Here is a 24,174-nt window from a genome sequence, read left to right as displayed (position 1 = left end):
GGATCATCGCTCTTTGAGCTGGATGGATCGGTTGTACACGTTCAACAGCGCCGACACGATGAGGTTTATGGACACGTAAACAATGACAACTATGAGGATGAGTTGGGGCGCGGGGAAGTTGATGCCCCATGCGGTGACGACCACGAGGAAGAGGTCGGGATAGGCCACGGCGAGTCCTAAAGAGGTGTTCTTGATCAAGTTGGCGCACTCGCTGATGTAGGGGGGAATGGCGATCCGCTGTGCTTGGGGAAGGACGACATGGCGGTATCGCTGACTAGATTTGAGCGCCACCGAGGTCGCCGCCTCAGTCTGGCCTTTGGGGACGGCGAGGATAGATCCGCGGATGATCTCAGCAACGAAGCTGGCCGTGTAGAGGCCCAAGCCCAGAGTCAGTGCCATGTAGCCCGAGTTGGTGCTGAAACCCCCGACCACTCGCCGCCCGTTCTCCGACACTGCGGGCCACGACCAGGAATAGGGGCCACCCAGGGCGGCGAAGCACGCGACCACGATCACTGCGAAAACCCCCACCGACCACAGCACGCGGTGATGGGGTTCGCCGGTGGCGTTGTTGCGACGAGTCCGCCATTGCCACACGGCCACGGCGATAATCGCCGCCGCCAGCACAAGCAGCCAGAACACTCCTACGTTGCTCTCAGAAGCCAGCGATGGGATGGCCCATCGGTCCCGGCTGACAATGATCCAGTTGCTGTCGGAACCGAAGAACGTTCCCTGCCACGGAGGGTTTGTTGGGTTGAAGCGGGGGAAAGGGCCGAAGGTAAACAGTGCCGAGCCAAAGAAGATGATGACGACCAGCGGCGGGATGTTGCGCAGGCTTTCCACATAAAGACTGGCCCCTTTGGCCACGAGCCAGTTGGAGGAGAGTCGGGCGATGCCCACGAACAGCCCCACTACGGTAGCGATCAAGATGCCCACAACTGACGCCACGACAGTGTTCTGCAATCCGATGAGCAGCCCCCTCCACACGGGATCGCGTACGTCAAAGCCATGGGCGTCCCGCAGGGCTACCCCGTAGGGGGATTCGAGAAAGTCGAAGCCCTTGGGCAGGCCAACTTCGTCCATCCTCACGATGAGGTTGTGGAACATCCATCGGATGAGGGCTACGACAACAATCACGGCCAGCACTTGTGCAACTAATCGGAGGACTCGCACGTCGCGCCACAGAGCAGGGATACCGGGTTCAGGGACTCTCGGATCATCGGTGGGGAGAGCCCGCTTTGTCGTGCCGTCGTGAATGGTGCGAATGCCGGCCGCGGCCATGCCTGGCGTCTGTCCGATGCGCGCCGCATCGATCACAACGATGGCAACGACCGCCACAGGCACTGCCACCAGGAATACCCAGGCGAGAGCGAGTTCCGGGATGTCGCTGTAGTCGTCGAGCAGGCGCAGGCCCAGCTGCCAAACCGAGATGGCGGCAACGAGGGCCAGGATCACCAGATCGGCCAACAACGCCAGCACTCTGCGGCTGAGAGGCGCGGAAGGTACTGCGGTGAGATCAGCTGGCGTACTGGCGAGATCGGCAGGGCTGCTCATAGCAGTGTGACCTTGAACATTAGACGAGAGCGGCCCACCGGTCGGTGACCGGTGGGCCGCTCATCGCGTCAGTTGTTGCCCGTCACGAGACGAGCGGGGTTTTCCCTAGCGGTACGGCGGAACGTACATGAGCCCGCCGTTGGTCCAGAGGTCGTTCACGCTGCCTTCGAGGACACCCAACTGCGGATAGCGGTTGAAGATCTCCTCGTAGTTACCCACTTGCTCCACCACATTGACGGCGAAGTCGGTGGGCAGGCCGAGGCCGGGATCGAAGCCGTCGCGGCCCAGGAAGTTCAAGATGTTGGGGTCATTGCCGTCGTAGCTGCCGATGTTGCTGGAGTCGAGTCCGAACTCCCAGGCTTGCACAGTGGCCATGGTGGCCCAGTTCACAACCTGTGCCCACTGGGAGTCGCCGTCACGCACCACGGTGCCCAAGGGCTCCTTGGAGATGATCTCGGTCATGATGTGCTGGTCGGGACCGCCTTTGGCCTCGATCTCGAACTTGTAGACGCCGAGCACGCTGCTGTCGGCGGTCATCGCCTCACATTGGCCCTCTTCATAAGCCGGCACCAGGGTGTCGAACCCTTCAAAGGTGACCGGGTTGAAGGGGATGCCCCGGGCGGCGAACACCGCGGTGAGGTTCAGCTCGGTGGTGGTTCCGGTGCTCACGCAGATGTTGGCGTCTTCCAGGTCTTCCAGGGTGGTGAAGCCGGTGGAGGCTGGCACCATGAGGCCCTGGCCGTCGTAGTAGGTGGTGAACAAGAATTCGGCGCCCTCGGTACCGTCACGGGTGGCGGTCCAGGTCGTGTTGCGGTTCATCACCTCGAACTGGCCTGAGGCCAAAGCGGTGAAGCGCTCGGCGCTGGTAACCGGCACGATCTCTACGGCGTCGGCGTCACCGAAGACGGCAGCCGCCACCACCCGGCACATGTCGATGTCGAAGCCCTCGTATTGGCCGTCTTCGTTTAGCAGGGCGAAGCCGGGCACGTCATCCCGGGAGCCGCACAGCACATGACCGCGATCCAGCACGGCCTGCAAGGTTCCACCGTCCTGAATAAGGTCAACGGTTGCTTCCGGCGCCTCTGTTGGCTCGGGCGCTTGGGTGGCTGCCTCGGTGGCCTCAGGGGCCGCGGGGGCCGCGCCTCCCTCGTCGCTGTCGTCGTTGCCGCATGAGGCGGCGATCAACGAGAAGGCCAGCACCAACCCGAGTAGGGCCAGCAAGCGGTGAATGGTCTTTTGCATGTGATTGCTCCCAACGTTGGACTCAAGGGACGGTCAAACGCTAGCGGCTGAACCGCAGCCTGACTAGGCCCGCTCAAGTTTTGTCATGGATTCTTTAAGAAACAGCTAGTTTAGATCGCCGCGGCCAGAGCCGCCTCGCGTTGACGGGTCGAGCGGTGCATCGGATCGGTGTCGATCACCGGGATGACGTGCTTGCCGAAGTTCACAATTGTCTCGCGCACCACGTCCATGGGCAGCGTGGAGGTGAGCGGGCTGATCACGTACTGATCGGCTCCCACCCGCTCGTACTGGCGGGACACGTGGATGCAGTCCTCGGCGTTGCCCACGCACAGCGAGCCGCCTTCGATGGCCATCTTGACATCGTCATGAGTCGGCTCGGGGATGACCGCAGGCCATTCGGGAATCCCGTCGGGCTTGGGGAAGGTGTCCAGCCAGCGGTAGACGAGGCACTGGTAGTAGTACATGTGGCCTCGGGTGGCCCAGTCGATGGCCACCTCCCGGTCGTCCAGGCAGATGCCGAACCCAACGCACATGACGTTGTCGTGGACATAGTCGCCCACTGGGTTCTTGCAGCTGGCCACCTCGTTCTTGTAGATCTCGATTAGCGGGGCGATCTCATCGGGGGTGCCGATGGTGAAGCACAGCACTCCGATGCCCAGCTTGCCGGCTTTCTCAAACGTGCCCGGGCTGCCACACGCCACCCACAGCGGGGGATGGGGCTTGGTTACTGGCTTGGGGAAGATCTCCCGGGCTGGCATCGAGAAGCTGTCGCCCTCGTAGCTGTATGCCCCCTCGCGCCACATGTGGGGGATCTGGCGGATGGCCTCGTCCCACAGGCCGCGGGTGACCTCGGTGTCGGCCAGGCCGGTTTCCGGGTCGCGGGGTGTTCCCGGCATCCCGAATCCCATCACCTCGGTGGACGAGGAGCCCCGGCCGGTACCCAGCTCGAAGCGACCGTTGGACAGCACGTCGATCATGGCCGCCCGTTCAGCCGAGCGCACAGGGTGATTCACCGGAGCGGTGATGTTGAAGATGGCCGAGCCCAGATGCACGTTCTCGGTGGTGGATGCCACCGCCGACAAGAACACCTCGGGGGAGGACATGTGGGAGTACTCCCGCAAGAAGTGGTGCTCTGAGGCCCAGATGTACTTGAACCCGTGGCGATCGCACAGCTGGGAGATCTCCAGGTTGTCGCGGATGCGCTGGGCCTCCCAGTCGGGATTCCCCTCGTAGCCGAAATCAGGCACGAAGCACTGGGCAAAATATCCGAACTCCATCGTGGGCAACCCCCGGGTATTGGCTCTTCGAGCGGGACTGTACCGGCGCTCGCCGTCGATGATCTATCCAAGAGGAGAATCGGCCGCGCTGCGGTGTGGGCTGCTAAGGGGGGTATGGTCGGCGCCCATGGCTTGGACCTTGCGCCGACCGGCAGCCCGAGTGGTGCTGTTGGACCGCCAAGGGCGCGTCTTCTTGATGCGGGCCAGCGACCCCATTGATCCGCGCAAAGATCCGTGGTGGGAGATACCCGGAGGAGGGCTGGGTCCGGGGGAGGACTCGGCTGCCGGCGCCCGTCGAGAGCTTTGGGAGGAGGCCGGATTTACCGATGTGGAGGTCGGCCCCTGCATCTGGACCCAGCATGTGGAGTTCGACTTTGCCGGCATCCACTTCGATTCCAACGAGCGCATCCATGTGGCTTGGTGCCCTGATGGGGGTGAGTGGAACCCCCAGCACCTCGAAGCATTGGAGGCGGCGGCGTTTGAGGAGGCCCGCTGGTGGAGTTTGGAAGAGGTGCTGGCCTCAGAGGAGAAGATGCTGCCGGAGAGGTTGCGGGAGTTCTTGCCCGCAGTGGTTGCGGGGCGGCTGCCGGTTGAGCCGATTGACATAAGCCCTTAAGCCAAGGGCTCTTCTCGGTCGGCGGCGCGGACTGCGTAGGAGAAGATGATGGCGGGGGCGAGGACGAGGGAGCCGACGAGGAGGCAGGCAATGATGGCGGTGACCAGGGAGCTGCGGAAGCTGGTGGCGAAGCCGATGAAGAACAGGGCGGCGGCGGCCAGATAGAGCAGGTAGCCCAGCCGCTGGCCGGTTGTGGTCAGCCGGGCGATGAGCCGTCGGCGGGCGGCCAGGTCGTCGGTGCTCATGGTAGCCATCCGGCGTCATCCAACAGCGCGACCAGGTCTGTTCGGACTCGTTCCAAGGAGAAGTGCTGCTGGGCGATGGCTTGATTCTGGTCCAACAGGTCGGAGTCGGGGCAGTTCAGAAATGCCTGGATCTCATCGAGGCCGTCGGAGGTGAACCACTGGAATCCGAACTCGGCCAGCTCGTGGGCCACCGGGTAGTCACCTACCACGCAGGGACGACGCCAGTTGGCTGCCTCCACCGGCGGATTGCCGAATCCCTCCCAGATTGACGGGAACACCACCAGATCGGCGGCGGCGTAGATGTCGGGAGTGCGGGCTACCGGCCGATGGATGACCGGACAGCGGGCATCGGCCAGAAGTCGCTCCAGGGTGGCGTCGTATCCCTCCTCGGCTTGTCCCATCAGCCAATAGGTGCCGCCCAGCGCCTCGGCGATGGCAATGGCCCCGGGGATGTTCTTGCGGGGGATGGCCCGCACCGGGTGGGCCACGAGCAGCGTCTCGTCATCCACTTCCAGCTTGGCCCGCATCGCGGCCCGGTCGCCCTCGGGGCTGGTGGTGTCGAATCCGTTGTAGATCACCGTGGTTTCGATGCCCCGCCGGGAGAACTGCTCGGCGGTGAATCGGTTGATGACCACATGGCGCCAGGAGGGGTCGTCGGGGGGCAGCTCGGTCACCGCGGCGAACCGCTCCCGCTGCCACGGGGGATCGTGGTGGTGGAGGATGGCGGGGCGCCCGGCCAGGGCGCGGGCCACTGTCCGGGCAGCTGGGAGATTCAGTGGGATGGTGCAGAGGTTCTCCACCACCACCAAGTCGGCATCAGACACCGCGGCGGCAAACCCGTCGGGGTCGGGACCGTCGAGCTGGTCGATGCCGAGGCCGGGGACCAGCCGGTCTACCGGACCTTCCCCGGCCACCGTCACCATGTCGAAGCCGATGTCGGCCAGCATCTTCTGCCAGAGGCGGGCGACCACAGACACGCCATCGCTCAGCCCCAGTCGAAATGAGACGATTGCGGCCCGGACCATGCCTACGAGGTAACCAGATCGCGTCCAATCGTGAGACTCTGGAGATATGGACGAGCCCGAGGGATTCGACCGCTCAGCGGTGCGGAACGCGGCTCGGGCGGTACTGGAAGCCCATTGGGTTCCCGAGGGCTACGCCGTACCGAATCCTGCGACCTACCCCTGGCAGTGGCTGTGGGACTCCTGCTTTCACGCGTTGTGCTGGGCTGAGCTGGGCGACGACCGCGGGCTGACCGAGCTCCAGACTGCGTTGTCGGTCCAGGCCGTCGACGGGTTCGTTCCCCACATGAACTATGTGCGCCATCCCGGTGTGGCCGCCGATCTGTGGGGTCGAGATGAGGCGTCGTCAATCACCCAGCCCCCCATGTACGGGCATGCCATAGCGGAGTTGGTGCGGCGGGGGGCAGACGTCGACGAGGAGACGTTGGCCAAGGCCGAGCGCGGCCTGAGGTTTCTGCTGTTCGACCGCCATCGCCATCCGAGCGGGCTGGTGTCGTTGTGCCATCCGTGGGAGAGCGGCGCCGACGACAGCCCCCGCTGGGATGACTTCTGTCCCGGCGGATTTTCCTTGGAAGCTTGGCGGCCGATCAAAAACCAGCTGGTGATGTCGATCGAGCGCAGTCCGGCGGGCTCTCCGGTGGCCAATCCGGCGTTCGAATCCGCATCGGCGGGGTTCAACGCATTGGTGGTGTTCAACGCCTGGGAGCTGGCCGCAGTGGCCGGGCGGTCGGAGGTGACCGACCGGGCCGACGAGCTGGCTGGGTATCTAGCCGCCCGATGGGACGAGTCTCGTCGGACCTGGGCCGATGCCGGCCCATCGGAGAAGGGGTCGGGCCGGGTGCGCACGTTGGACGGCCTGCTGCCGATGCTGGTTGCGGCCGAGCCCGACCGGATCGACTCCGTGGCTGCCGACCTGGTCGATCCCTCGGCCTACGGCGGACGCTGCGGGCCGGCGGGCGTTCACCGCGAGGAGCCCGGCTTCGATCCCCGCACCTATTGGCGAGGCCCGGCATGGCCCCAGCTCAGCTACCTGATGTGGGTGGGATTGCGCCGACACGGCCGGAATGAAGCCGCTGAGGCGGTGGCTTCAACCACAGTGAGGGGAGCGATGCGGAGCGGGTTTGCCGAGTACTGGGATCCCGACGACGGCACCGGGGGTGGGGCCGTGCCGCAGTCGTGGTCGGCGTTGGCCGCGCTGATGGCTTGAGGCGCGCCAGCAGCTCAGACCTACAGCTCAGAGGCCGATGCCCTCCACGTCGGTCTTCAGGAGCCACCGATTGCGGTCGAACACATAGCAGGAGATTCGGCGGCGGTAGTTCTCGCCCTCCCAGTCGGTTCGGCTGGGGGTGATCATGCCGATGTCGAGCTCTGACAGTTCGTAGACCAGACCCACAAACGGCTCAAACCGCTCATAGCACTGCATTAGTCCCCAATCGTTGACTGCCTTTTCTCCGGGATAGGGGGCACCGGCCGGGGCGTCGTGGATCACGATGGCATACACCTGGGCGTTGTGAGGGCGGGTGCAGCCGATGGCAGTGGTCAGCTGCGCAGGCAGATCGTTGCGGTCCAGATACCGGTACTGGTTGAAGCAGGTCCCCACCAAAAGGTCGTAGGGCTCGGTGACGAGTCCCTCGAACCGGTCCCGCAGATCTTCTTCGGTGGGCAGCAGGTCGGGCTCGGCCGTGGGCTCGACGAACACCTCGTCGAGTCGGGACTCCTCGGACTCTTCGTCGGCGCAGCCGGCAGCAGCCAGTGCCAGCACCAGTGCCACGGCTGTCAAGATGCGGCTGACTCCCAGCGTCTTGCGGTTCATCAATCAGTTCATCAATCAGTACGAGGGGAGGATTCTGTCGATGTGCCAGAACGCCATGAACATCACGACCAGGAAGGGTAGAGCCGACAGAGCGTAGGCCGGCAGCTTCTTCCATCGGCGGCCCGCGAACAGGGCGAAGAACCAGATGGCCAAAGCGGCCAAACTCCACAATATGGCCGGCGGCCATGCGTCGGCGTCGCCGTCGAGGCCCTCGCCGAAGGAATCGGTTGTCGCGGCGGGTGCCCGCTCCGCGGGGACGGGGCTTTGCGGCTCGGTAGGCGGTTGGTCTTCAGCGGCGGCTACCGGTGCCTGCTCGGGGGCTTCTTCAGGAGCCTCCGGAGTCGGGGTTCCCGCGGGCGCCTCTTCGGTTGGACCAGCCGTTGGCGTCGGCGTCGCCGTAGCGTCGGGGGCGGTCGTTGTCGTCGGGGTCGCTGCTGTGTCGGGGGCGGTCGTTGTCGTCGGGGTGGCCGTGACCGTCTCAGTAGGGTCGGCCGTCTCGTTCACGTTCTCATCGGCCAGCTGCACATCTGCTTGTCCCTCCTCGCCGAGTTGGCGATAGGAGGGAACGGGCTCGCCCACCAGCTCGGCCACCACGATGATGCGCTGTCGGGCCGAGCCCTTGGGATGGCAGGCGGTGAGGGTGAGCCGATTGGGGTGCTCGCTGAAGTCCTGGTCGAGCACCTCAACCGCACTGGGCGGCACGATGAGGTGCCCGTGGCCGTCTCCTTGGGCCACCACTTGGTAGACGAATCTCCCTTGGATGGTCTCGACGAAGATCTGGTTGCCGGGAACCAGCTCGTCGATTTCTCCGAAGGGCGCCCCGTAGGTGGTGCGGTGCCCGGCGATAGCCGCGTTTCCTGCCTGTCCGGGCATGACGGTATTGGGGTAGTGGCCGGGGGCTTTGCGGAGGTCGCTAACCCGGACCCCCTCAACCACGGTCTTGGACACCCCGAGCGTGGGGATGTGGATCCGGGCGATGGGCGATCCCCAGTCGGGGTAGAGCAGTTCCAGCCACTCAGGATCAGGGGTGGGCTCAGGAGTGGGCTCAGGAGTGGCGGTGGGTTGGGGAGAGGCAGTCGGGGTCGGGCTCGGTGTTGTCGGTACCGGGTCGGGTTCCTCCACGGCAAGGGTCTCTTCGGCGGGCTCTGTTGTGGGGGTGGGGTCGGGCGTGGGCTGAAGGGTTGGTTCGGGGGTGGGGGTCACCACCGGATCGGGGGCCGGAGGGCTCAGGGATTCGGAAGCCTCGAGCAAATCGGAGAACTGGCCTTCTAGATCCTGCTGGGCCCGAGCCTCGATGACGCCGGTCCCCCATAGCTGGAAGATCCCGAACAGCAGGATGATGAGGCCAATGGAGATGACCGTCTTGCCCAATGTCCCGAGGACCCGTGCAACCGTCACAACCGAGATTGTATGAGTGGACTGCGGCGAACCCACAGCAGGCGTTGAGAGCAGTGGGGTGGATACGGTGGGGGCATGAAGGTTGCTCTGTGTGTGGGAGATTTCCTGGCCCGGGCCGCGACGGTGTACGGCGACCGGGTGGGAATCGTCGATGAGCCGGATCAGCCGGCTGAGAGTTGGGGAGAGCTGACCTATACCCGAATGGCCGAATTAGCCCGAGCTCAGGCCGCATCGTTGGACGAGCACGGCATCGGTTTCGGCGAGCGGGTGGCCATCGTCTCCCACAACGCCGCCCGACTGATGGTCTCGCTGTTCGGGGTGAGCGGGAATGGCCGGGTATGCGTGCCCATCAACTTCCGGCTCAACCGGGAGGAGATCAGCTACATCGTGGAGCACTGCGGAGCGTCGATGCTGCTGTTCGACCCGGAGCTGGCCGACACGCTGGCCGATGTCGACTGCCCCCACCGCTATGTGCTGGGCGCGGAGTCTGACGAGGCCCTGTACCGGTTCGACGTCGAGCCCGAGCCGTGGACTCCCGATGAGGACGCCACCGCCACCATCAACTACACGTCGGGTACCACAGCCCGCCCCAAGGGCGTGCAGATGACCCACCGCTCGCTGTGGCTCAATGCCGCGACCTTCGGCTGGGCCGCCGGGGTGAGCGACCGGGACGTGTATCTCCATACTCTGCCCATGTTCCACTGCAACGGGTGGGGCATGCCCTATGCCGTCAGCGGGGCCGGGGCCCGCCACATCGTGCTGCGCAAGGTGGACGGTACGGAGATCCTGCGGCGGGTGGAGCGCCACGGGGTGACGTACATGTGCGGGGCCCCCGCAGTGGTGGCCGCGGTTCTGGATGCAGCTCAGAATTGGGAAGGGGACATTCCCGGCTCGGGGCGAGTGCGCATGACGGTGGCTGGCGCCCCTCCGCCCACCCGCACCATCGAGCGGATGGAAACTGAGCTGGGCTGGGAGTTCATGCAGCTCTACGGCCTGACCGAGACCGCTCCTTACCTGACCATCAACCGCCGACGGGCCGAATGGGACCACCTGAGTCCAGCCGAGCGGGCCTCCAAGTTGTCCCGACAGGGCGTGCCCGCGTTGGGCATCTCGCTGGCCGTGGACGAAAGCGGCGAAGTACTGGCCCGGGGGAACCATGTGCTGGAGGGGTACTGGGAGCAGCCCGACGCCTCGGCCGAGGCTTTAGCCGGGGGCTGGTTTCACACCGGCGACGGCGGCCACATCGACGACGAGGGCTACCTCTCGCTGTCGGACCGCAAGAAGGACGTGATCATCTCCGGTGGCGAGAACGTTTCGTCCATCGAGGTGGAGGACGCCCTGTTCGCCCACGAAGCGGTAGCTGAGGTGGCCGTCATCGGGGTGCCCGACGAAAAGTGGGGCGAGACGGTGAAAGCCCTGGTGGTGCTGGCGCCGGGGGCGTCGGCGTCCGAGGACGAGATGATTCAGCACTGCCGCAGCCGCTTGGCCCACTACAAGTGCCCCACCTCGGTGGAGTTCCGCGACGAACTGGCTCGCACCGCGACCGGCAAGCTCCAGAAATACCGCCTCCGCGAGCCTTACTGGTCTGGCCACGACCGGAGGATCAACTAGCTCGCTAGCTGATGGACACCGGGGTGGACACCTCGGTGAAGAAGTCGTTTCCTTTGTCGTCGGTCACGATGAAGGCGGGGAACTCCTCTACTTCAATGCGGTACACCGCTTCCATGCCCAGTTCGGGGTACTCCAGCACCTCCACCTTGCGGATGGAGTCCTTGGCCAGGCGGGCGGCGGGGCCGCCGATCGATCCCAGGTAGAACCCGCCGTGGCGGGCGCAGGCGTCGACCACCTGGCGCGACCGGTTGCCCTTGGCCAGCATCACCAGGCTGCCCCCGGCCGCTTGGAACTGGTCCACGTAGGCGTCCATGCGCCCGGCGGTGGTGGGGCCGAACGACCCGGAGGCGTAGCCCTCGGGGGTCTTGGCCGGACCGGCGTAGTACACCGGGTGGTCGCGCAGATACGCGGGCATGGACTCCCCGGCATCCAGCCGCTCCTTGATCTTGGCGTGGGCCAGGTCGCGGCCCACCACCAGGGTGCCGGTGAGCGACAGCCTCGTCTTGACCGGATACTTCGTCAGCTCGGCCCGGATGTCGTCCATGGGCTGGTCTAAGTCGATGCGCACCACTTGGCCGCTCAGCTCGTCTTCGGTGATCTCGGGTAGGAAGCGGGCCGGGTCGGTCTCCAACTGCTCTAGGAAGATCCCCTCTGAAGTGATCTTGCCCAGGGCCTGGCGGTCGGCTGAACACGACACAGCCACTCCGACCGGACAGGAAGCCCCGTGGCGGGGCAGCCGAATTACCCGCACGTCGTGGCAGAAGTACTTGCCGCCGAATTGGGCCCCAATCCCGAAGTGCCGGGTCAGCTCCAGGATGCGGTCTTCCCACTCCAGGTCCCGGTAGGCGTGGCCGGTATCCGATCCTTCGGTGGGCAGCGTGTCGAGATAGCGGGCCGAGGCGTATTTGGCCACCTTCAGGGTGTACTCGGCCGAGGTGCCGCCGATGACCACGGCCAAGTGGTAGGGCGGACAGGCCGCGGTGCCCAGGGTGCGGAGCTTCTCGTCCATAAAGCGGGTGAGGGTGTCCGGGTTGAGCAGCGCCCTGGACTCCTGGAACAGGTACGACTTGTTGGCCGAGCCGCCGCCCTTGGCCATGAACAGGAATGAGTAAGCGTCACCCGGCACCGCATAGATCTCGATCTGGGCGGGCAAGTTGTTGCCGGTATTGCGCTCCTCGAACATGGACAGCGGAGCCAGTTGCGAGTACCGAAGATTCGAGGTCTGGAAGGTGTCGAACACTCCTCGGGCAATGGCCCGCTCATCGTCGGCATCGGTGAGCACCCGCTCGCCCTTGTGGCCCATCACCACGGCCGTCCCGGTGTCCTGGCAACCGGGCAGCACCCCGCCGGCCGCGATATTGGCGTTGCGAAGCAGCTCGGTGGCCACAAATCGGTCGTTGGGCGAGGCCTCGGAGTCTTCCAGGATGGCGGCCAGCTGGGCTAGGTGCCCCGGTCGAAGGAGGTGGGCAATGTCCCTCATGGCCTCGCTGGTGAGCAGGCGGATGCCTTCGGGGTCGACTTGGAGGAACTGGCGAGCGCCCAGCGCGACAGGGGAGACGTAGTCCGTGGTCAACAGGCGGTATTGGGTGGTGGTGTCAGGCCCTTTGGGGAGCAGTTCGGAGTAGGCGAATTCGGCCATGCGCTCGGTTCATTCCGCGGGAGTTCTGCTCAGCCTAACGCCGGGGTTCCCGCGAAGGGCGATGGGTCGCCCGCGTCGGGGATCACCGGGGGATGCCAACTCATTGCCGCGCTGAGCTGGGAGGCAAAATCTCTCCAGTCAGGCGGATTCCAGCCCTGGGCCGAGGCCCGCAGGTTGAGCTGGTGGTCGAGATGGACAATGGCGGGGAGCGACTCCAGTCCCAAAGCTCGCACCACTGAGCGGTCCTCGTCGGCGAAGGTGAGGATCTCTTTGGTCCAAGGACCGAGGAACTCCTCGGCTTCGTCGGGCGATGCGGTGACCAAGAACGCCACCCGGCAGTCCGCGCCGACGAAGTTGCGCAGAACGCGGCCGGCAGTGTCGATCATCCAGGAGCTCTCGTAGGTGTACGGGTCGAGAACAACAACGACCAGATGAAAGACAGTGACCCAATCGCCAAGAGGGCGGGGGTCGCCGGTCAGCGGAGTCAGAGTCACTTCGGCGTCAAGCGTGGTGGACATCGCATTCGAAGTTACCCCAGGGCGGTGGCACAACCTCATGTCGGGGCTGATGATCAGATCGCGGTCGCCTACGCTTGAACGGTGCATCCGATCGAGCACCTGCGCTACGTGGCCCGGTCTTCCGGGGTGGGCCAGGAATCGTTGGTGCGGGAGACGGCTGGAGCACTGTTGAGTTTCGGCCACGACCCCGCCGGGCTGGTCACCACCTGCCGCCGCATGATTGCCCGCCAGCCATCCTCTGGTCCGCTCCTGTGGCTGGCCTCTCGGGTTCTCACCGCAGCCGACCCCCGCTCGGAGGTCCGAGCATGCATGGAGGCGATGGCCGAGGACAAAACCGCCCGCCTGCTGTCGCGCCAACTGCCTGTCGAGGCCGCAGTGTGCGTGCTTGGCTGGCCCGATCTGGTCGGCGGCACGCTTCGGCGGCGGGGTGATCTTCGGGTATTGGTCGTCGATGTTGTGGGGGAGGGGTACCACTTGGCGCGCCGGCTGTCGGAGCAGGATGGCTGGGTAGACGAGGTGCCTGAGAGCGGGCTCGGAGCGGCTGCGGCATCAGCAGACCTGGTGCTCTTGGAGTCAGCCGCGGTTGGCCCTGACGGATTCTTGGCGGTCTCCGGGTCTCGGGCCGCGGCGGCGGTGGCCCAAGCCGCCGAGGTCCCGGTTTGGCTGGTGGCCGGCAAGGGGACGGTTTTGCCGGGTCCGATGTGGGACTCGCTGGTCGAGAGAGCATTGGGAATGGTGGAGGCGTGGGAGGCTGACGAAGAGGTTGTCCCACTCACCTTGGTGGACCGAGTCGCCGGTCCCGACGGACTGGTCTCAGTGGCCGAGGCGGTTTCCAGTACCGACTGCCCGGTGACCCCAGAGCTGTTCTGCGCAGCCATTTGACCGGCCAACATCTGCTCTCCCTGCTGGCGCGCCGATCAAAGACGGCTGTGCTGGCTATATCTGTCGGCATCGTTGTCTGGTTAAGCGGATGTGGGGGCCAAGAGCCCGACGCCTCTCCCGCAACTCCAACGCAATCCTGGGATTCGGCCGAGATTGAGAACGAGATTGAGGTGCCGGTTTCTGCCTCTTCTGCCACCCCTACTCTCTCCACGGACCCGAGTTCTGCAACGGCCCCTTCTCCTATACCAACTCCAGAGTCAGCGCTCTTGCCTGAGACCACGCCCGCACCTGAGACCACGCCCTTGCCCGAGCTCGTCTCGACGCCAGATGCGGCTCCCACTCCAGCGAAGCCTGCTCCTACGCCAACCCCATTGCCTACTCCCGCCTCGGTTCCAGCACCCCGACAGGCCCGGTTGGCCTTCACTGGAGATTTGTTGTCGCACGGTCCGGTATTCCGTCAGGCGGAGGCCAACGGCACCGATGGGCTTGCCTACGACTATCGCCCGATGTTCGAGTTGGTGCGGGAGGCTGTGAGCGATGCCGATTTGGCGATCTGCCACCTAGAGACCCCGCTGTCGCCCGACAACAGCGCCCTTTCTGGTTACCCGTTGTTCAATGCCCCAGGAGACTTGGCCGTTGCCATTGCCAACGTGGGTTACGACGGCTGCTCGACTGCGTCGAACCACTCGCTCGACCAGGGTGTCGCAGGCATTGAGGCCACCCTCGATCTGTTTGACCAGGCAGGGCTGGGGCATGCTGGCATGGCCCGCACCCAGTGGGAAGCTGCCGTCCCGCGGCTGTATCAGGTGAATGGCATAACTATCGGCCACTTGTCTTACACCTACGGACTCAATGGGTTAATCCTCCCCGACGACCAGCCTTGGGCTGTGAACATCAATTCTGTTGAGGGCATCCTGACTGAGGCCCGGTCAGCCATCGAGGTCGGGGCCGAATTCGTGGTGCTGAGCATCCATTGGGGCGCGGAATACCGAGTGCAGCCCACCGAACAGCAGCGGGCGTTAGCCAAGGAGCTCCTCGCGGGAGACGAGATTAACCTCATTGTCGGTACACACGCCCATGTGATTCAGCCAGTGGAGCGACTCGGCGGCAACTTCGTGATCTATGGGCTCGGGAACTTCCTGTCCAACCAGTCACCCCAGTCATGCCGGTCGTGTCCGCCGGAAAGCACCGACGGAGTCATCGTGCAGGTTGATTTGGTGGAAGGCGATTCTGGCGACTTCGAAGTGGCCGCGATCAGCGCCGTACCGACCTGGGTGGATCGGCGAACCTTCACCATCGTCGACGTGGGGGCCGCACTGACCGCCGATTCTTTCCCTGAGCTCACCAGACAACTCGAGCAGTCGTTGGCCCGGACCACGACCACGCTCCGCAGCTACGGCGTGGACGTGGAGGTCGCAGGGCAGCCTTAGGCGGAGGCGGATGGAGGTGCCCAACGCGGGGTTGTAGGAAGGCAGGCACTATCCTGCCTGCTGTCAGGGGATAAGTCAGCCCCTGCCCGAGGAGTCCAAGTGTCTGACAGCCCGCCGTTCGACTCGGCCTTTTTCCGCCAAGTGCTCGGACAGTTCCCCACCGGGGTGACTGTGGTCACTGCCTCAGGACCCGACGGACCCGCCGGGCTGGCTATTGGCTCATTCGGCTCGGTGTCGCTCGACCCGCCGCTGGTTATGTTCATGCCGGGCAAGTCGTCCACCAGCTGGCCGGCCATCGAGGCCGCGGGCCAATTCGGGGTGAATATTCTGGCGGAGGACCAAGTGGACATGTCCAATTTGTTCGCTTCCAAAGCGGAGGACAAGTTCGCCGGTCTGGAGTGGTCGACAAAGGTCACCGGTGCTCCCATCTTCGAGACCTCCCTGGCCTGGATCGACTGCGAGATCGACCAGGTGGTGGAAGGTGGAGACCACTGGATCGTCCTGGGCCGGGTGTTGGACCTGGGAGTCCAGCGAGACGATGTGGGGCCTCTGGTGTTCTTGGCCGGAAAATACGGCGCCTTCGACCCGCTGGGCTGATCAGCTGTGCCGCTGTACGCATTGGGGGACATCGAACCCGACATCCACCCTGAGGCGTTCGTTCATCCGCAGGCGGTGATCATCGGCAAGGTGAGCGTGGGAGCCGAGTCGACCATTTGGCCCGGAACGGTCCTCCGGGGTGACGGGGCCGGAATCACCATCGGGGCCCGCACCTCGATTCAGGACAATGCCGTCATTCACAACACCGACGAACTGCCCACGGTGGTGGGCGACGACGTGACCGTCGGGCATCTGGCCCATTTGGAGGGTTGCACCGTCGAGGACGAAGCGCTGATCGGCGTGGCATCCGTTGTGCTGCATGAAGCGGTGGTGGGCCGAGGGGCGTTGGTAGGCGCTAGCGCGGTGGTTACCAATCATATGAAGATTCCACCGCTGGCTTTGGCCATCGGCGTGCCGGCCAAGATCCGGGAGGGTCACATGTCCGAAGGGCAAAACCGGGAGGACGCCCAGGGCTACGTGGACCGCTGCTACCGATATCGGGCAGAGATGCGCTTATTGGGCTGATCGCCGGTAGTATTCAGGTCAGCCACGTCACGCCCATCGCTAGGATTTGGATATGTCGTCGGAAGCCCTCGCCCTTGATCTCGGCCGATACAAGCTCGGCTGGAGCGACGAGGAAGATTACGTCTTCAAGCCCAAGAGAGGGCTCAACACCGACATCGTGCAGGAGATGTCGTGGATGAAGAGCGAGCCCGAGTGGATGCGGAACTTCCGCTTGAAGTCGCTTTCCCGATTTGAGAAGCGGCCCATGCCCTCGTGGGGCGGCGACATGTCGGGCATCGACTTCGACAACATCTACTACTACATCAAGCCCACCGAGGGTCTGGCCGACGACTGGGAAGCGGTGCCGGACTCGATCAAGGACACCTACGAGAAGCTGGGCATTCCCGAGGCCGAGCGCAAGTACCTGGCCGGGGTGACCGCCCAATACGAGTCCGAAGTGGTGTACCACCGCAACCGGGAGGACTTGGAGCGCCAAGGAGTGCTGTTCTGCGACATGGACACTGCCCTCAAGGAGTATCCCGACCTGGTCAAGGAGCACTTCGGCACCATCATCCCGCCGGGCGATAACAAGTTCGCCTCCCTCAACTCCGCGGTGTGGTCGGGAGGCAGCTTCATTTATGTGCCGCCCGGTGTGACGGTGGAGATGCCGCTCCAGGCCTACTTCCGGATCAATGCCGAGAACATGGGCCAGTTCGAGCGGACACTTATCATCGCCGACGAGGGTTCGCAGGTTCACTACATCGAGGGATGTTCAGCCCCGGTGTACACCAGTGATTCGCTGCACTCCGCGGTGGTGGAGATCCTGGTAAAGAAGTCGGCCCGGGTCACCTACACCACAATCCAGAACTGGTCCAACAACGTGTACAACCTGGTCACCAAGCGGGCCAAGGTCGAGGCCGAGGGCCACATGGAGTGGATCGACGGCAATATCGGCTCCCGACTGACCATGAAATACCCCGCGGTGGTGATGGTCGGCCCCAAGGCCTCAGGCGAGGTCCTATCGGTGGCTTATGCCGGCCCTGATCAGCATCAAGATGCCGGGGCCAAGATGACCCACGCCGCCCCCGAGACCACCTCCAAGATTGTGTCCAAATCGATTTCCAACGGCGGCGGTCGCACCAGCTATCGAGGACTGGTCCGGGTGGAGGACGATGCCTACGGCTGCCGCAGCCACGTGCAGTGCGACGCGTTGATCTTGGACGAGGACAGCGTGTCCGACACCTATCCCTACATGGAGGTGGGCGCCCGGGACGCCGAGATCGGCCACGAGGCCACTGTGTCCAAGGTGGCCGACGAGCAGCTGTTCTATTTGATGAGCCGGGGGCTGACCCAGGAACAGGCCATGGGCATGATCGTCAACGGCTTTATCGAGCCCATCACCCGCACCCTGCCGATGGAGTACGCCGTGGAGTGGAGCCGGCTTATCGAGTTGCAGATGGAGGGATCTGTCGGCTGATGCCCATGCGGCAGGATTGCAAGTACTTCGAGAGCCGGTCGTACCCCAATGGGGAGACCGTGCGGAAGTGCGATTTGGACCTGGCCCCAGAGGCCCCGTGGCGTTGTCCCGACGACTGCTCCGCCTATGAGCGGCGGCTGGTGGACGTGAACTGGTCTCATGGCACCTTGGTCACACCGCCCACTCCCGAGGCGCCGTCCAGCGTGGGAAGCGACGACAGTATCGGCGCCCTGCTGGACGCCGCCGAAGACATCGTGAACGAGGCCGGTCCCCGGGTACTGGCCGAACTGGAGAAGGAGAAGTCTCGGCGGCGGCTGAGAGCGGGCGGCGGCGGAAAGGCAAAGCGGCGGAAGCGTCGTCGGCGTTCGTGAACGAAACCCAATTCACCCCCGAGGCGGCCGGTGCCATACCCGGCCCCGATTGGCTGGCCCGCCGTCGAGTGGCTGCCGCCGAGCAAGTGGCTGCTGCGCCGATGCCCTCGGTGGAAGAAGAGGTGTGGCGGTATACCCCTATCGGGCAATTGGACTTGGGCCGTTATCAACTGGCGACCGATCCCGGCGCCCAGTCGCCGGCTTCTGTTCCCGAGCAGGGCGCGATTGCCGACACGAGCAACGGCCGGTTTTGCGGTGCAGCACTTACTCCAGAGGTCGCAGGCCAGGGGGTACTGGTCCGTCCGCTGGGCGACGGCGACGCCGAGTTGGCCGCCTCTGTGGATGTCGACCTGTTCGCTCTCATGAATGCCGCGTTCTGCGCTGAGCCGCTGCTAGTGCAGGTGCCCCCGGGAGTGAATGTGGAGGGGCCCATCGTGGTGCGGCATTGGCTCGACGCCGATGATGGGGCAGTGTTTCCCCGGCTGATCGTTGACGCCGGGGCTGACTCCTCGGTTGAGGTGTTGGAGCTTTACGGCTCGGCCGACGTGTCTGCTTTCGTGGGCCCGGTAATCGAGGTCAGGGCGGCCGCCGCGGCGAGGGTCGGCTACCTGGCCGTACAAGACCTCGGGCCCAAGGTGTGGCACATCGGCTCACAGGTCAGCCATGTCGGCGCACAAGCCCATTTGAGGGCGTCGACCGCCGCGCTGGGAGGGGAATACGCCCGGATGCGGTTGGACACCCACCTGTCGGGCCGGGGGGCCACCGGTGATCTGATTTCGCTGTACTTCGGCGATGGCGAGCAGACGCTGGACTTCCGCACGTTTCAGGACCATGCCGCTCCCGACACCACCAGCAGCCTGCTGTTCAAGGGGGCGGTAGACGACGCCTCCCGGTCGGTGTACACCGGGCTGATCAGGGTGCGACCCGACGCCCGGGGTACCAACGCATACCAGACCAACCGCAATATCAAGCTGTCGGAAGATGCCTGGGCCGAGTCGGTGCCCAACCTGGAGATCGAGAACAACGAGGTCCACTGCAGCCATGCATCTGCGGTGGGCCCCATCGATAGCGACCAGCTGTTCTACCTGGAGAGCCGGGGGGTGCCCACCGAGACCGCCGAGCGGCTCATCGTGACCGGGTTCTTCGATGAAGTTCTGGATCGATTCCCTGTTCCCGAAGCGGTGCCGGCGGTGCGTGAGCGGCTTCAGGCCAAGATCGCGGGGCTGAGTCACCATCATGCAAGGGGTGGGGACTCGGCATGAGCTCAGAGCGAGTGGTGCTGTGCCCGGATGGCGAGTTGGGCGACAGCGAGGCCCGGCGGTTCGACGTTGAAGTTGGCGGATTGGTCCACCGGATCGCGGTCATCCGCGTGGGTGATGACCTTTACGCGCTGGGCGACACTTGCAGCCATGACGACTACTCCCTGGCGGAAGGGGAAGTAGACGCTGAGGAGGGCACCATCGAGTGCTGGAAGCACGGCAGCCTGTTCAACCTGTCTACTGGGGAAGCTGAGACCTTGCCGGCAATTCGCCCGGTGCCCGTCTATGACGTTGGCGTGGAAGACGGCCAGATCTGGCTAGAGGTCGGTCACGATGAGTGAGCAGCAGAGTGATCAAGCAATGAGCGAATTGGTCGTTGAGGACCTGCATGTCCAAGTCGGTGGGCAAATGGTGCTGAATGGGGTGAACCTGCGGGTGGCGTCCGGCGAGGTCCATGCCGTCATGGGCCCCAACGGTTCCGGTAAGTCCACTCTGGCCTACGCCATCATGGGCCGTCCCGGCTATGAGGTCGCTGAGGGGTCAATCGTTTTGAACGGTGTCGACCTGGGGGACCTGTCCCCGTGGGAGCGGGCCCACGCCGGGCTGTTCTCCACCCAGCAATACCCCACCGAGGTGCCGGGAGTGGGTCTGGAGAACATGCTGGAAGAAGCAGTGGAAGCCGTGGGAGGGGACCGGAGCGCGGTGGAAGCTCAAGTTGCCGCCGAGGCCGAGCTCGTCGACTTCGACCCCGATCTCTTGTACCGGTCGTTGAACGTAGACCTGTCCGGGGGCGAAATGAAGCGAAGCGAGGCGGTGCAACTCGGCGTGCTCCGCCCCCGCATTGCAATTTTGGACGAGTTGGACAGCGGCCTCGATGTAGATGCCTTGGCCGCGGTGAGCCACCGCATCGAGCAGGCCACCCATGAGGACAACCTCGGCGTTCTGGCCATCACCCACTTCAGCCGTCTGCTCACTGTGCTCCACGCCGACGTGGTCCACATCCTCATCGACGGTGCAATCGCGGAGACCGGAGGCCCCGAGTTGGCTGCCCAGCTGGAGGAGACTGGTTACGATCCCTGGATCGACACCCGCGCCGAATCACCGGTTGAGATTCATCTAGGAGGCGACCCATGGCCGTAGACGCCGATGCCAAGAGACTGCTTAGCGACGAGGAGATCGCCGCCGCCTTGGAAGACTTGCCCGGATGGGAGCGCCAGGGAGACAAGCTCGCCGCCACATTCAACTTCTCGGATTTTTCCGAGGCCTTCGGCTTCATGTCCCGAGTAGCACTGATCTCCGAACGCCTCTTCCACCATCCCGAATGGTCCAACGTCTGGTCCACCGTAGAGATCGCCATAACCAACCACGCCGCCGGCGGCCTAACCGAGCTAGACCTAGAATTCGCCCGCCGCGTCAACGCCCTCGTCTAGCCAGCAGAACAACCTGGAGCTGGAAACTCTTTGCTTCTAGCACTCGGCGAAGTTCTTCGTCGTCGCTGGCTGAAACCACAACGAGCTGAGCATCGCCGCGGCCGTTGGCTTCTGATTGCGCCAAGTTCAGAGCAATCCCTCGATCAGGGCCACCAATTTGATCGACTACGCAAGTCGGTCCGCCAGGGTCATAGATCGGTGGTTCGACACTGGGAGACCCTATGGCGTAGTTGCCCCTGTCGTCACTAACTGCCAGCGCGCCGGGAATTGATGGGTCGAAGGCGACTCCTCCGAACGTGTGTGCTGGCCCATCGGGTCTCTGCTTCGGGATATTCGGGACGCCCGCGACTTGGGATGCATCAGTATCCGGAGGACTCTCATCCAAGAGTTTGCTCCAGTACGACGAGATCGGCGTTGCCCCCGCTGAAGAGAGGGCATCAAGGCGCTCGGTGTCATGGGTAGAAGCACACGTCACCCACCGTCCCGAGCCCAGGTCGCCAGCCAGGAGTTCGGCCACTCCTCCCCAGAGTTTGGGATCCTGCAAGCACAAGTCATCGACCCAAATGTGGTGGGGTTGATTGGCTCTTCGAAAAAAGCCAACAACGGTGTCTTCGTGGACGAACACACTGGCTTGCTGATCGGGAGACCCAATAACGAATTCCAAGAACTGGGCGTGGGCGGCATCAGCACCAGCCCGAGGCCGAAAATACACCGGCGACCAAACTGCAAGCTGACCACGCATCGCCGAAGTCAGCTCGAGGATCTCAACGAAGTCTTTTGCCTGTGCATCTCGCACTCTCAATTGCTTCATCTGAAGGCCAGGTCTTCGCAGCGTTGGAGGGCTCGATTTACGGCTTGGCGGTCGGGGATGAGGATGGCGGTGAGCCAGACGCCGTTTTGCTCGATGAGGATGTCGGAGGCTCGCCGTTCGACGTCGGCTCGGGGGAGGTCGGGGCGGGCGGCGGCGATGAGGGCGGCGAGCTGTTCTAGGTAGCGTCGCTGGGCGGATTGGTTGATGTCGGCGAATTGGGGGTCGACACCGGCCAGCGACCACAGCTGGAGTCGCAGGCTCAAGTAATCGGGGGCCAGGAAAGCGGGGTCGAGGGCTTGCCGAAGACAATGGCGAAGCTGATCGGCGGCATCCGCATCGGGCGGGGGAGTGACCAGTTCCATGTCTTGGTCGCCCACTCGGCGCAATGCCGCGCATATCAGCGACGTCTTGTTCTCGAAGTGGTAGTTGGCCAGGCCCACCGCGACGCCAGCCTCCCGAGCCACGGCCCGCATGCTGACCCCGGCGATGCCCTCTCGGGCCAGAACCGCAAGGGTGGCGTCCAAGATCCGCTCATCGGCCATGCCCAGCACTTCGGCCATCGCTAGAACCGCATTTGCTGAATCTGAGCGGAGAGGCCTCCATCGAGCACCCACAGCTGGCCGGTGGCGTAGCGGGCTTCATCGGAGACGAGCCAGTGGACCAGGTTGGCCATGTCGGTTGGGGTGCCGATGGTGCCCAAGGGGTGGATTCGCCTGGCTTCGGCGTGGGCATCCGCTAAATCGACATGATCGGGGTAGAACTGCTCCAGCATCGGGGTGTCGATGTAGCCGGGGCAGATGGCGTTGACCCGGATCCCCTCACGCCCATGGTCGCAGGCCATGGCTCTGGTTAGGGCGTGCACTGCCCCTTTGGTGGCGCAGTAGGCGGCCAGTTTGGGGTCGGCGATGAAGCCGTCGTATGAGCCGAAGTTCACAATCGACGCGTGGGCCGACTGGCGCAGCATCGGCAGGGCGTGCTTCGAGGTCAGGAACGTTCCGGTCACGTTGATGGCGAAGATGCGATCCCACTCCTCAAGCGACGTGTCTTCGATGGTCTTCTCGATCTCGATACCGGCTGCGTTGACCACGATGTCGAGGCGGCCCCGGGCTGCTTCGATGGCGGCGATGCCAGCCGTGACCTCGTCCTCGGAGGTGACATCGAAGCGGAGAAATTCACCGGCCGCGGGCTCGTCGCCGCTGATGCCCTCGTCGCTGAGTCCAGCCGCATAGACGTGGGCCCCCTCGTCGACGAAGCGGCGGCAGACAGCCCGTCCAGTCCCGCCCCGGCCGCCGGTCACCAAGGCGACCCGTCCTTCCAGCGTTCCCGTCATGAAGCGACTCCCTTGTAAGTGTCCAGCACGAGTCCGTGGAAATGGTGCACGGCGTGTTCAGACAGCCCCGACCCGCTTGGGTCATAGACGATCCGGCCCTGCTGGAACGCCGGGGTCGACATGCCCCGCTGCACGCTTTCCACCAAGTTGATGTCTTCTACCTGGAGCACCTCGTCGAGGTAGCGGATCGACTCCAATTCAGCCTCGTTGGGCTCGGCAGTCTCCAAGAAGAAGTCGTAGGTCTCATAGGTGAGGTCGGGACCAACCGGGATGATCTTCAAGACGATGAAGTTGCCTCGACCGGGGTATCGCATCATGCAGGTGTTGGGCCATAGCCACCACACCGCGTGGTCGGTCACCGTGGCCTCGCTCACGTCATAGGCGGTGTTGGCGGATTTGCCGGCTTCGGCCATGTGGCTGGAGTAGATGCCGTGGGTGGTCACCACGTAGGTGTCCATGTCGACCAACGACACGAAGTCCTTGTGGGCAATGTGGCAGTGGTAGCACTCCAAGAAGTTGTCCACCACGTTCTTCCAATTGCTGTTGATCTTGTAGGAGAGGCGATGCGCGTGAGTGAGCTGCTCCACATCAGGGGCCCAGTGGGCGATCTCAACCCCCAGATCGCCCGCCTGCTCCTGAAGGGGAGCGGCCTTGGGGTCGAGGTTGACGTATACGAACCCGCCAAATTCGGTGATCTGCACCGGGTCGAGGCAGATCTGATCGGTGTCGAAGTCGGCGAGGTGATCGGTGTGGCGAGCGGCTTGAAGCTGGCCCGACAGGTCATATGACCAGCCGTGATAGGGGCAGACCAGGTTCTTCAGTTGACCCTCGCCCTCAACGAGCTCGTGGGCCCGGTGCTGGCACACGTTGTAGAACGCCCGTAGCTCGCCGTCGAGGCCGCGGATGGCGAAAATCGGCTGCCCGGCGATGGCTTCGGCCACAAAGCTGCCTCGGTCGCGGAGCTTTTCACCGTGACAGATCCATTGCCAGGTTCGACTGATGATTGCCGATTGGTCAGCGTCGAACCATCGCTCCTCGGTGTAGGCATCGGCGTGTAGTGAGCGCGAAGAACCGGGGTCCGGATGCCATCCCTGCCCGATATCGACGGCGGACTCTCCGCTCATTGCTCAACTCCGTGAATTGGGCCGTGT

General features: G+C 64.2%; 26 protein-coding genes. 13 read left to right on the top strand and 13 right to left on the bottom strand.

Annotated elements, in window-relative coordinates:
• Window positions 1-3: 3 nt before the first annotated feature.
• The 3 genes from ACOGJC_RS02035 to ACOGJC_RS02025 form a co-directional block, all read right to left on the bottom strand.
• Window positions 4-1,551 carry an ABC transporter permease subunit gene (locus ACOGJC_RS02035; RefSeq protein ID WP_419846849.1) on the bottom strand — a complete coding sequence of 516 codons (1,548 nt, stop codon included), beginning with the start codon at window positions 1,549-1,551 and terminating at the stop codon, window positions 4-6.
• A 105-nt stretch (window positions 1,552-1,656) separates the two neighbouring features.
• Window positions 1,657-2,793 (bottom strand): amino acid ABC transporter substrate-binding protein, encoded by a 1,137-nt coding sequence (locus ACOGJC_RS02030; RefSeq protein ID WP_419846848.1) that lies wholly within the window; start codon window positions 2,791-2,793, stop codon window positions 1,657-1,659.
• 110 nt (window positions 2,794-2,903) lie between these two features.
• Entirely contained in the window at window positions 2,904-4,070 is a 1,167-nt protein-coding gene (locus ACOGJC_RS02025; protein WP_419846847.1) for an LLM class flavin-dependent oxidoreductase, read from the bottom strand.
• Window positions 4,071-4,197: 127 nt separating this feature from the next.
• Here ACOGJC_RS02025 and ACOGJC_RS02020 point away from each other — a divergent pair, with 127 nt between their 5' ends.
• Window positions 4,198-4,686 (top strand): NUDIX domain-containing protein, encoded by a 489-nt coding sequence (locus ACOGJC_RS02020; RefSeq protein WP_419846846.1) that lies wholly within the window; start codon window positions 4,198-4,200, stop codon window positions 4,684-4,686.
• On the opposite strand, the gene ACOGJC_RS02015 is transcribed toward ACOGJC_RS02020, so the two are convergent.
• Together ACOGJC_RS02015 and ACOGJC_RS02010 are read right to left on the bottom strand one after the other, a co-directional pair.
• Entirely contained in the window at window positions 4,683-4,931 is a 249-nt protein-coding gene (locus ACOGJC_RS02015) for a hypothetical protein (protein ID WP_419846845.1), read from the bottom strand. The genes ACOGJC_RS02020 and ACOGJC_RS02015 overlap by 4 nt on opposite strands.
• Window positions 4,928-5,956: a glycosyltransferase family 4 protein gene (locus ACOGJC_RS02010; protein WP_419846844.1), complete on the bottom strand. Its 1,029-nt coding sequence runs from the start codon at window positions 5,954-5,956 to the stop codon at window positions 4,928-4,930. Before ACOGJC_RS02010 ends, ACOGJC_RS02015 begins: the two co-directional genes overlap by 4 nt.
• A 46-nt stretch (window positions 5,957-6,002) precedes the next feature.
• On the opposite strand from ACOGJC_RS02010, the gene ACOGJC_RS02005 reads away from it, so the two are divergent.
• Complete coding sequence (locus ACOGJC_RS02005) at window positions 6,003-7,160, top strand: MGH1-like glycoside hydrolase domain-containing protein (protein WP_419846843.1); 1,158 nt, start codon at window positions 6,003-6,005, stop codon at window positions 7,158-7,160.
• Window positions 7,161-7,187: 27 nt separating this feature from the next.
• Here ACOGJC_RS02005 and ACOGJC_RS02000 read toward each other — a convergent pair whose 3' ends face one another.
• Both ACOGJC_RS02000 and ACOGJC_RS01995 read right to left on the bottom strand, forming a co-directional pair.
• The gene (locus tag ACOGJC_RS02000; protein WP_419846842.1) at window positions 7,188-7,766 is read right to left on the bottom strand and encodes a hypothetical protein; all 579 of its coding nucleotides are present in this window, start codon (window positions 7,764-7,766) and stop codon (window positions 7,188-7,190) included.
• A gap of 15 nt (window positions 7,767-7,781) precedes the next feature.
• Window positions 7,782-9,164 (bottom strand): sortase, encoded by a 1,383-nt coding sequence (locus ACOGJC_RS01995; RefSeq protein WP_419846841.1) that lies wholly within the window; start codon window positions 9,162-9,164, stop codon window positions 7,782-7,784.
• A 75-nt stretch (window positions 9,165-9,239) separates the two neighbouring features.
• Here ACOGJC_RS01995 and ACOGJC_RS01990 point away from each other — a divergent pair, with 75 nt between their 5' ends.
• The gene (locus ACOGJC_RS01990) at window positions 9,240-10,775 is read left to right on the top strand and encodes an AMP-binding protein (protein WP_419846840.1); all 1,536 of its coding nucleotides are present in this window, start codon (window positions 9,240-9,242) and stop codon (window positions 10,773-10,775) included.
• Between the two features lie 4 nt (window positions 10,776-10,779).
• On the opposite strand, the gene ACOGJC_RS01985 is transcribed toward ACOGJC_RS01990, so the two are convergent.
• Both ACOGJC_RS01985 and ACOGJC_RS01980 read right to left on the bottom strand, forming a co-directional pair.
• A complete protein-coding gene (locus ACOGJC_RS01985; protein WP_419846839.1) occupies window positions 10,780-12,414 on the bottom strand; it encodes a fumarate hydratase in 1,635 nt (544 codons plus the stop codon).
• A gap of 29 nt (window positions 12,415-12,443) precedes the next feature.
• Window positions 12,444-12,932: a hypothetical protein gene (locus ACOGJC_RS01980; protein ID WP_419846838.1), complete on the bottom strand. Its 489-nt coding sequence runs from the start codon at window positions 12,930-12,932 to the stop codon at window positions 12,444-12,446.
• A gap of 81 nt (window positions 12,933-13,013) precedes the next feature.
• On the opposite strand from ACOGJC_RS01980, the gene ACOGJC_RS01975 reads away from it, so the two are divergent.
• From ACOGJC_RS01975 to ACOGJC_RS01930, 10 genes are all read left to right on the top strand, one after another.
• Complete coding sequence (locus ACOGJC_RS01975; RefSeq protein ID WP_419846837.1) at window positions 13,014-13,814, top strand: hypothetical protein; 801 nt, start codon at window positions 13,014-13,016, stop codon at window positions 13,812-13,814.
• Between the two features lie 371 nt (window positions 13,815-14,185).
• The gene (locus ACOGJC_RS01970; protein WP_419846836.1) at window positions 14,186-15,244 is read left to right on the top strand and encodes a CapA family protein; all 1,059 of its coding nucleotides are present in this window, start codon (window positions 14,186-14,188) and stop codon (window positions 15,242-15,244) included.
• Between the two features lie 99 nt (window positions 15,245-15,343).
• Window positions 15,344-15,841 (top strand): flavin reductase family protein, encoded by a 498-nt coding sequence (locus ACOGJC_RS01965; RefSeq protein ID WP_419846835.1) that lies wholly within the window; start codon window positions 15,344-15,346, stop codon window positions 15,839-15,841.
• A gap of 6 nt (window positions 15,842-15,847) precedes the next feature.
• Window positions 15,848-16,366, top strand: coding sequence for a gamma carbonic anhydrase family protein (locus ACOGJC_RS01960; RefSeq protein ID WP_419846834.1), 519 nt, complete (start codon window positions 15,848-15,850; stop codon window positions 16,364-16,366).
• 52 nt (window positions 16,367-16,418) lie between these two features.
• Window positions 16,419-17,822, top strand: a complete 1,404-nt coding sequence (sufB, locus tag ACOGJC_RS01955; protein WP_419846833.1) for a Fe-S cluster assembly protein SufB — start codon at window positions 16,419-16,421, stop codon at window positions 17,820-17,822.
• Entirely contained in the window at window positions 17,822-18,193 is a 372-nt protein-coding gene (locus tag ACOGJC_RS01950; protein WP_419846832.1) for a hypothetical protein, read from the top strand. Before sufB ends, ACOGJC_RS01950 begins: the two co-directional genes overlap by 1 nt.
• Window positions 18,190-19,455 (top strand): Fe-S cluster assembly protein SufD, encoded by a 1,266-nt coding sequence (gene sufD, locus ACOGJC_RS01945; RefSeq protein WP_419846831.1) that lies wholly within the window; start codon window positions 18,190-18,192, stop codon window positions 19,453-19,455. Before ACOGJC_RS01950 ends, sufD begins: the two co-directional genes overlap by 4 nt.
• Window positions 19,452-19,793, top strand: coding sequence for a non-heme iron oxygenase ferredoxin subunit (locus ACOGJC_RS01940; RefSeq protein ID WP_419846830.1), 342 nt, complete (start codon window positions 19,452-19,454; stop codon window positions 19,791-19,793). Before sufD ends, ACOGJC_RS01940 begins: the two co-directional genes overlap by 4 nt.
• 19 nt (window positions 19,794-19,812) lie before the next feature.
• Window positions 19,813-20,592 (top strand): Fe-S cluster assembly ATPase SufC, encoded by a 780-nt coding sequence (gene sufC / locus ACOGJC_RS01935; RefSeq protein ID WP_419846829.1) that lies wholly within the window; start codon window positions 19,813-19,815, stop codon window positions 20,590-20,592.
• On the top strand, window positions 20,583-20,882 hold the full coding sequence (locus tag ACOGJC_RS01930) for a 4a-hydroxytetrahydrobiopterin dehydratase (protein ID WP_419846828.1): 300 nt from the start codon (window positions 20,583-20,585) through the stop codon (window positions 20,880-20,882). The genes sufC and ACOGJC_RS01930 overlap by 10 nt, the downstream gene beginning before the upstream one ends.
• Here ACOGJC_RS01930 and ACOGJC_RS01925 read toward each other — a convergent pair.
• The 4 genes from ACOGJC_RS01925 to ACOGJC_RS01910 are packed head-to-tail and all read right to left on the bottom strand — an operon-like array spanning window position 20,866 to window position 24,147.
• Complete coding sequence (locus tag ACOGJC_RS01925) at window positions 20,866-21,693, bottom strand: hypothetical protein (protein WP_419846827.1); 828 nt, start codon at window positions 21,691-21,693, stop codon at window positions 20,866-20,868. The genes ACOGJC_RS01930 and ACOGJC_RS01925 overlap by 17 nt on opposite strands.
• Window positions 21,690-22,253 (bottom strand): TetR/AcrR family transcriptional regulator, encoded by a 564-nt coding sequence (locus tag ACOGJC_RS01920; RefSeq protein WP_419846826.1) that lies wholly within the window; start codon window positions 22,251-22,253, stop codon window positions 21,690-21,692. Before ACOGJC_RS01920 ends, ACOGJC_RS01925 begins: the two co-directional genes overlap by 4 nt.
• Before the next feature lie 2 nt (window positions 22,254-22,255).
• Entirely contained in the window at window positions 22,256-23,023 is a 768-nt protein-coding gene (locus tag ACOGJC_RS01915) for an SDR family NAD(P)-dependent oxidoreductase (protein ID WP_419846825.1), read from the bottom strand.
• Complete coding sequence (locus ACOGJC_RS01910) at window positions 23,020-24,147, bottom strand: aromatic ring-hydroxylating oxygenase subunit alpha (RefSeq protein ID WP_419846824.1); 1,128 nt, start codon at window positions 24,145-24,147, stop codon at window positions 23,020-23,022. Before ACOGJC_RS01910 ends, ACOGJC_RS01915 begins: the two co-directional genes overlap by 4 nt.
• Window positions 24,148-24,174: the final 27 nt, after the last annotated feature.

The organism is Candidatus Poriferisocius sp. (assembly GCF_965204015.1).
Taxonomy (GTDB): domain Bacteria; phylum Actinomycetota; class Acidimicrobiia; order Acidimicrobiales; family Bin134; genus Poriferisocius.
This window is presented reverse-complemented; position numbering and strand designations above follow the sequence as displayed.

Excerpts from the sequence above, each read along its gene's own strand:
- ACOGJC_RS01980 (WP_419846838.1), bottom strand. The coding sequence starts at position 12,932 with ATGTCCACCACGCTTGACGCCGAAGTGACTCTGACTCCGCTGACCGGC.
- ACOGJC_RS01985 (WP_419846839.1), bottom strand. The coding sequence starts at position 12,414 with ATGGCCGAATTCGCCTACTCCGAACTGCTCCCCAAAGGGCCTGACACC.
- sufB (WP_419846833.1), top strand. The coding sequence starts at position 16,419 with ATGTCGTCGGAAGCCCTCGCCCTTGATCTCGGCCGATACAAGCTCGGC.
- ACOGJC_RS01925 (WP_419846827.1), bottom strand. The coding sequence starts at position 21,693 with ATGAAGCAATTGAGAGTGCGAGATGCACAGGCAAAAGACTTCGTTGAG.
- ACOGJC_RS02035 (WP_419846849.1), bottom strand. The coding sequence starts at position 1,551 with ATGAGCAGCCCTGCCGATCTCGCCAGTACGCCAGCTGATCTCACCGCA.
- ACOGJC_RS02020 (WP_419846846.1), top strand. The coding sequence starts at position 4,198 with ATGGCTTGGACCTTGCGCCGACCGGCAGCCCGAGTGGTGCTGTTGGAC.
- ACOGJC_RS02005 (WP_419846843.1), top strand. The coding sequence starts at position 6,003 with ATGGACGAGCCCGAGGGATTCGACCGCTCAGCGGTGCGGAACGCGGCT.
- ACOGJC_RS01930 (WP_419846828.1), top strand. The coding sequence starts at position 20,583 with ATGGCCGTAGACGCCGATGCCAAGAGACTGCTTAGCGACGAGGAGATC.
- ACOGJC_RS01990 (WP_419846840.1), top strand. The coding sequence starts at position 9,240 with ATGAAGGTTGCTCTGTGTGTGGGAGATTTCCTGGCCCGGGCCGCGACG.
- ACOGJC_RS02010 (WP_419846844.1), bottom strand. The coding sequence starts at position 5,956 with ATGGTCCGGGCCGCAATCGTCTCATTTCGACTGGGGCTGAGCGATGGC.
- ACOGJC_RS02030 (WP_419846848.1), bottom strand. The coding sequence starts at position 2,793 with ATGCAAAAGACCATTCACCGCTTGCTGGCCCTACTCGGGTTGGTGCTG.
- sufC (WP_419846829.1), top strand. The coding sequence starts at position 19,813 with ATGAGCGAATTGGTCGTTGAGGACCTGCATGTCCAAGTCGGTGGGCAA.
- ACOGJC_RS01915 (WP_419846825.1), bottom strand. The coding sequence starts at position 23,023 with ATGACGGGAACGCTGGAAGGACGGGTCGCCTTGGTGACCGGCGGCCGG.
- ACOGJC_RS01940 (WP_419846830.1), top strand. The coding sequence starts at position 19,452 with ATGAGCTCAGAGCGAGTGGTGCTGTGCCCGGATGGCGAGTTGGGCGAC.
- ACOGJC_RS02015 (WP_419846845.1), bottom strand. The coding sequence starts at position 4,931 with ATGAGCACCGACGACCTGGCCGCCCGCCGACGGCTCATCGCCCGGCTG.
- ACOGJC_RS01910 (WP_419846824.1), bottom strand. The coding sequence starts at position 24,147 with ATGAGCGGAGAGTCCGCCGTCGATATCGGGCAGGGATGGCATCCGGAC.
- ACOGJC_RS02000 (WP_419846842.1), bottom strand. The coding sequence starts at position 7,766 with ATGAACCGCAAGACGCTGGGAGTCAGCCGCATCTTGACAGCCGTGGCA.
- ACOGJC_RS01950 (WP_419846832.1), top strand. The coding sequence starts at position 17,822 with ATGCCCATGCGGCAGGATTGCAAGTACTTCGAGAGCCGGTCGTACCCC.
- ACOGJC_RS02025 (WP_419846847.1), bottom strand. The coding sequence starts at position 4,070 with ATGGAGTTCGGATATTTTGCCCAGTGCTTCGTGCCTGATTTCGGCTAC.
- ACOGJC_RS01920 (WP_419846826.1), bottom strand. The coding sequence starts at position 22,253 with ATGGCCGAAGTGCTGGGCATGGCCGATGAGCGGATCTTGGACGCCACC.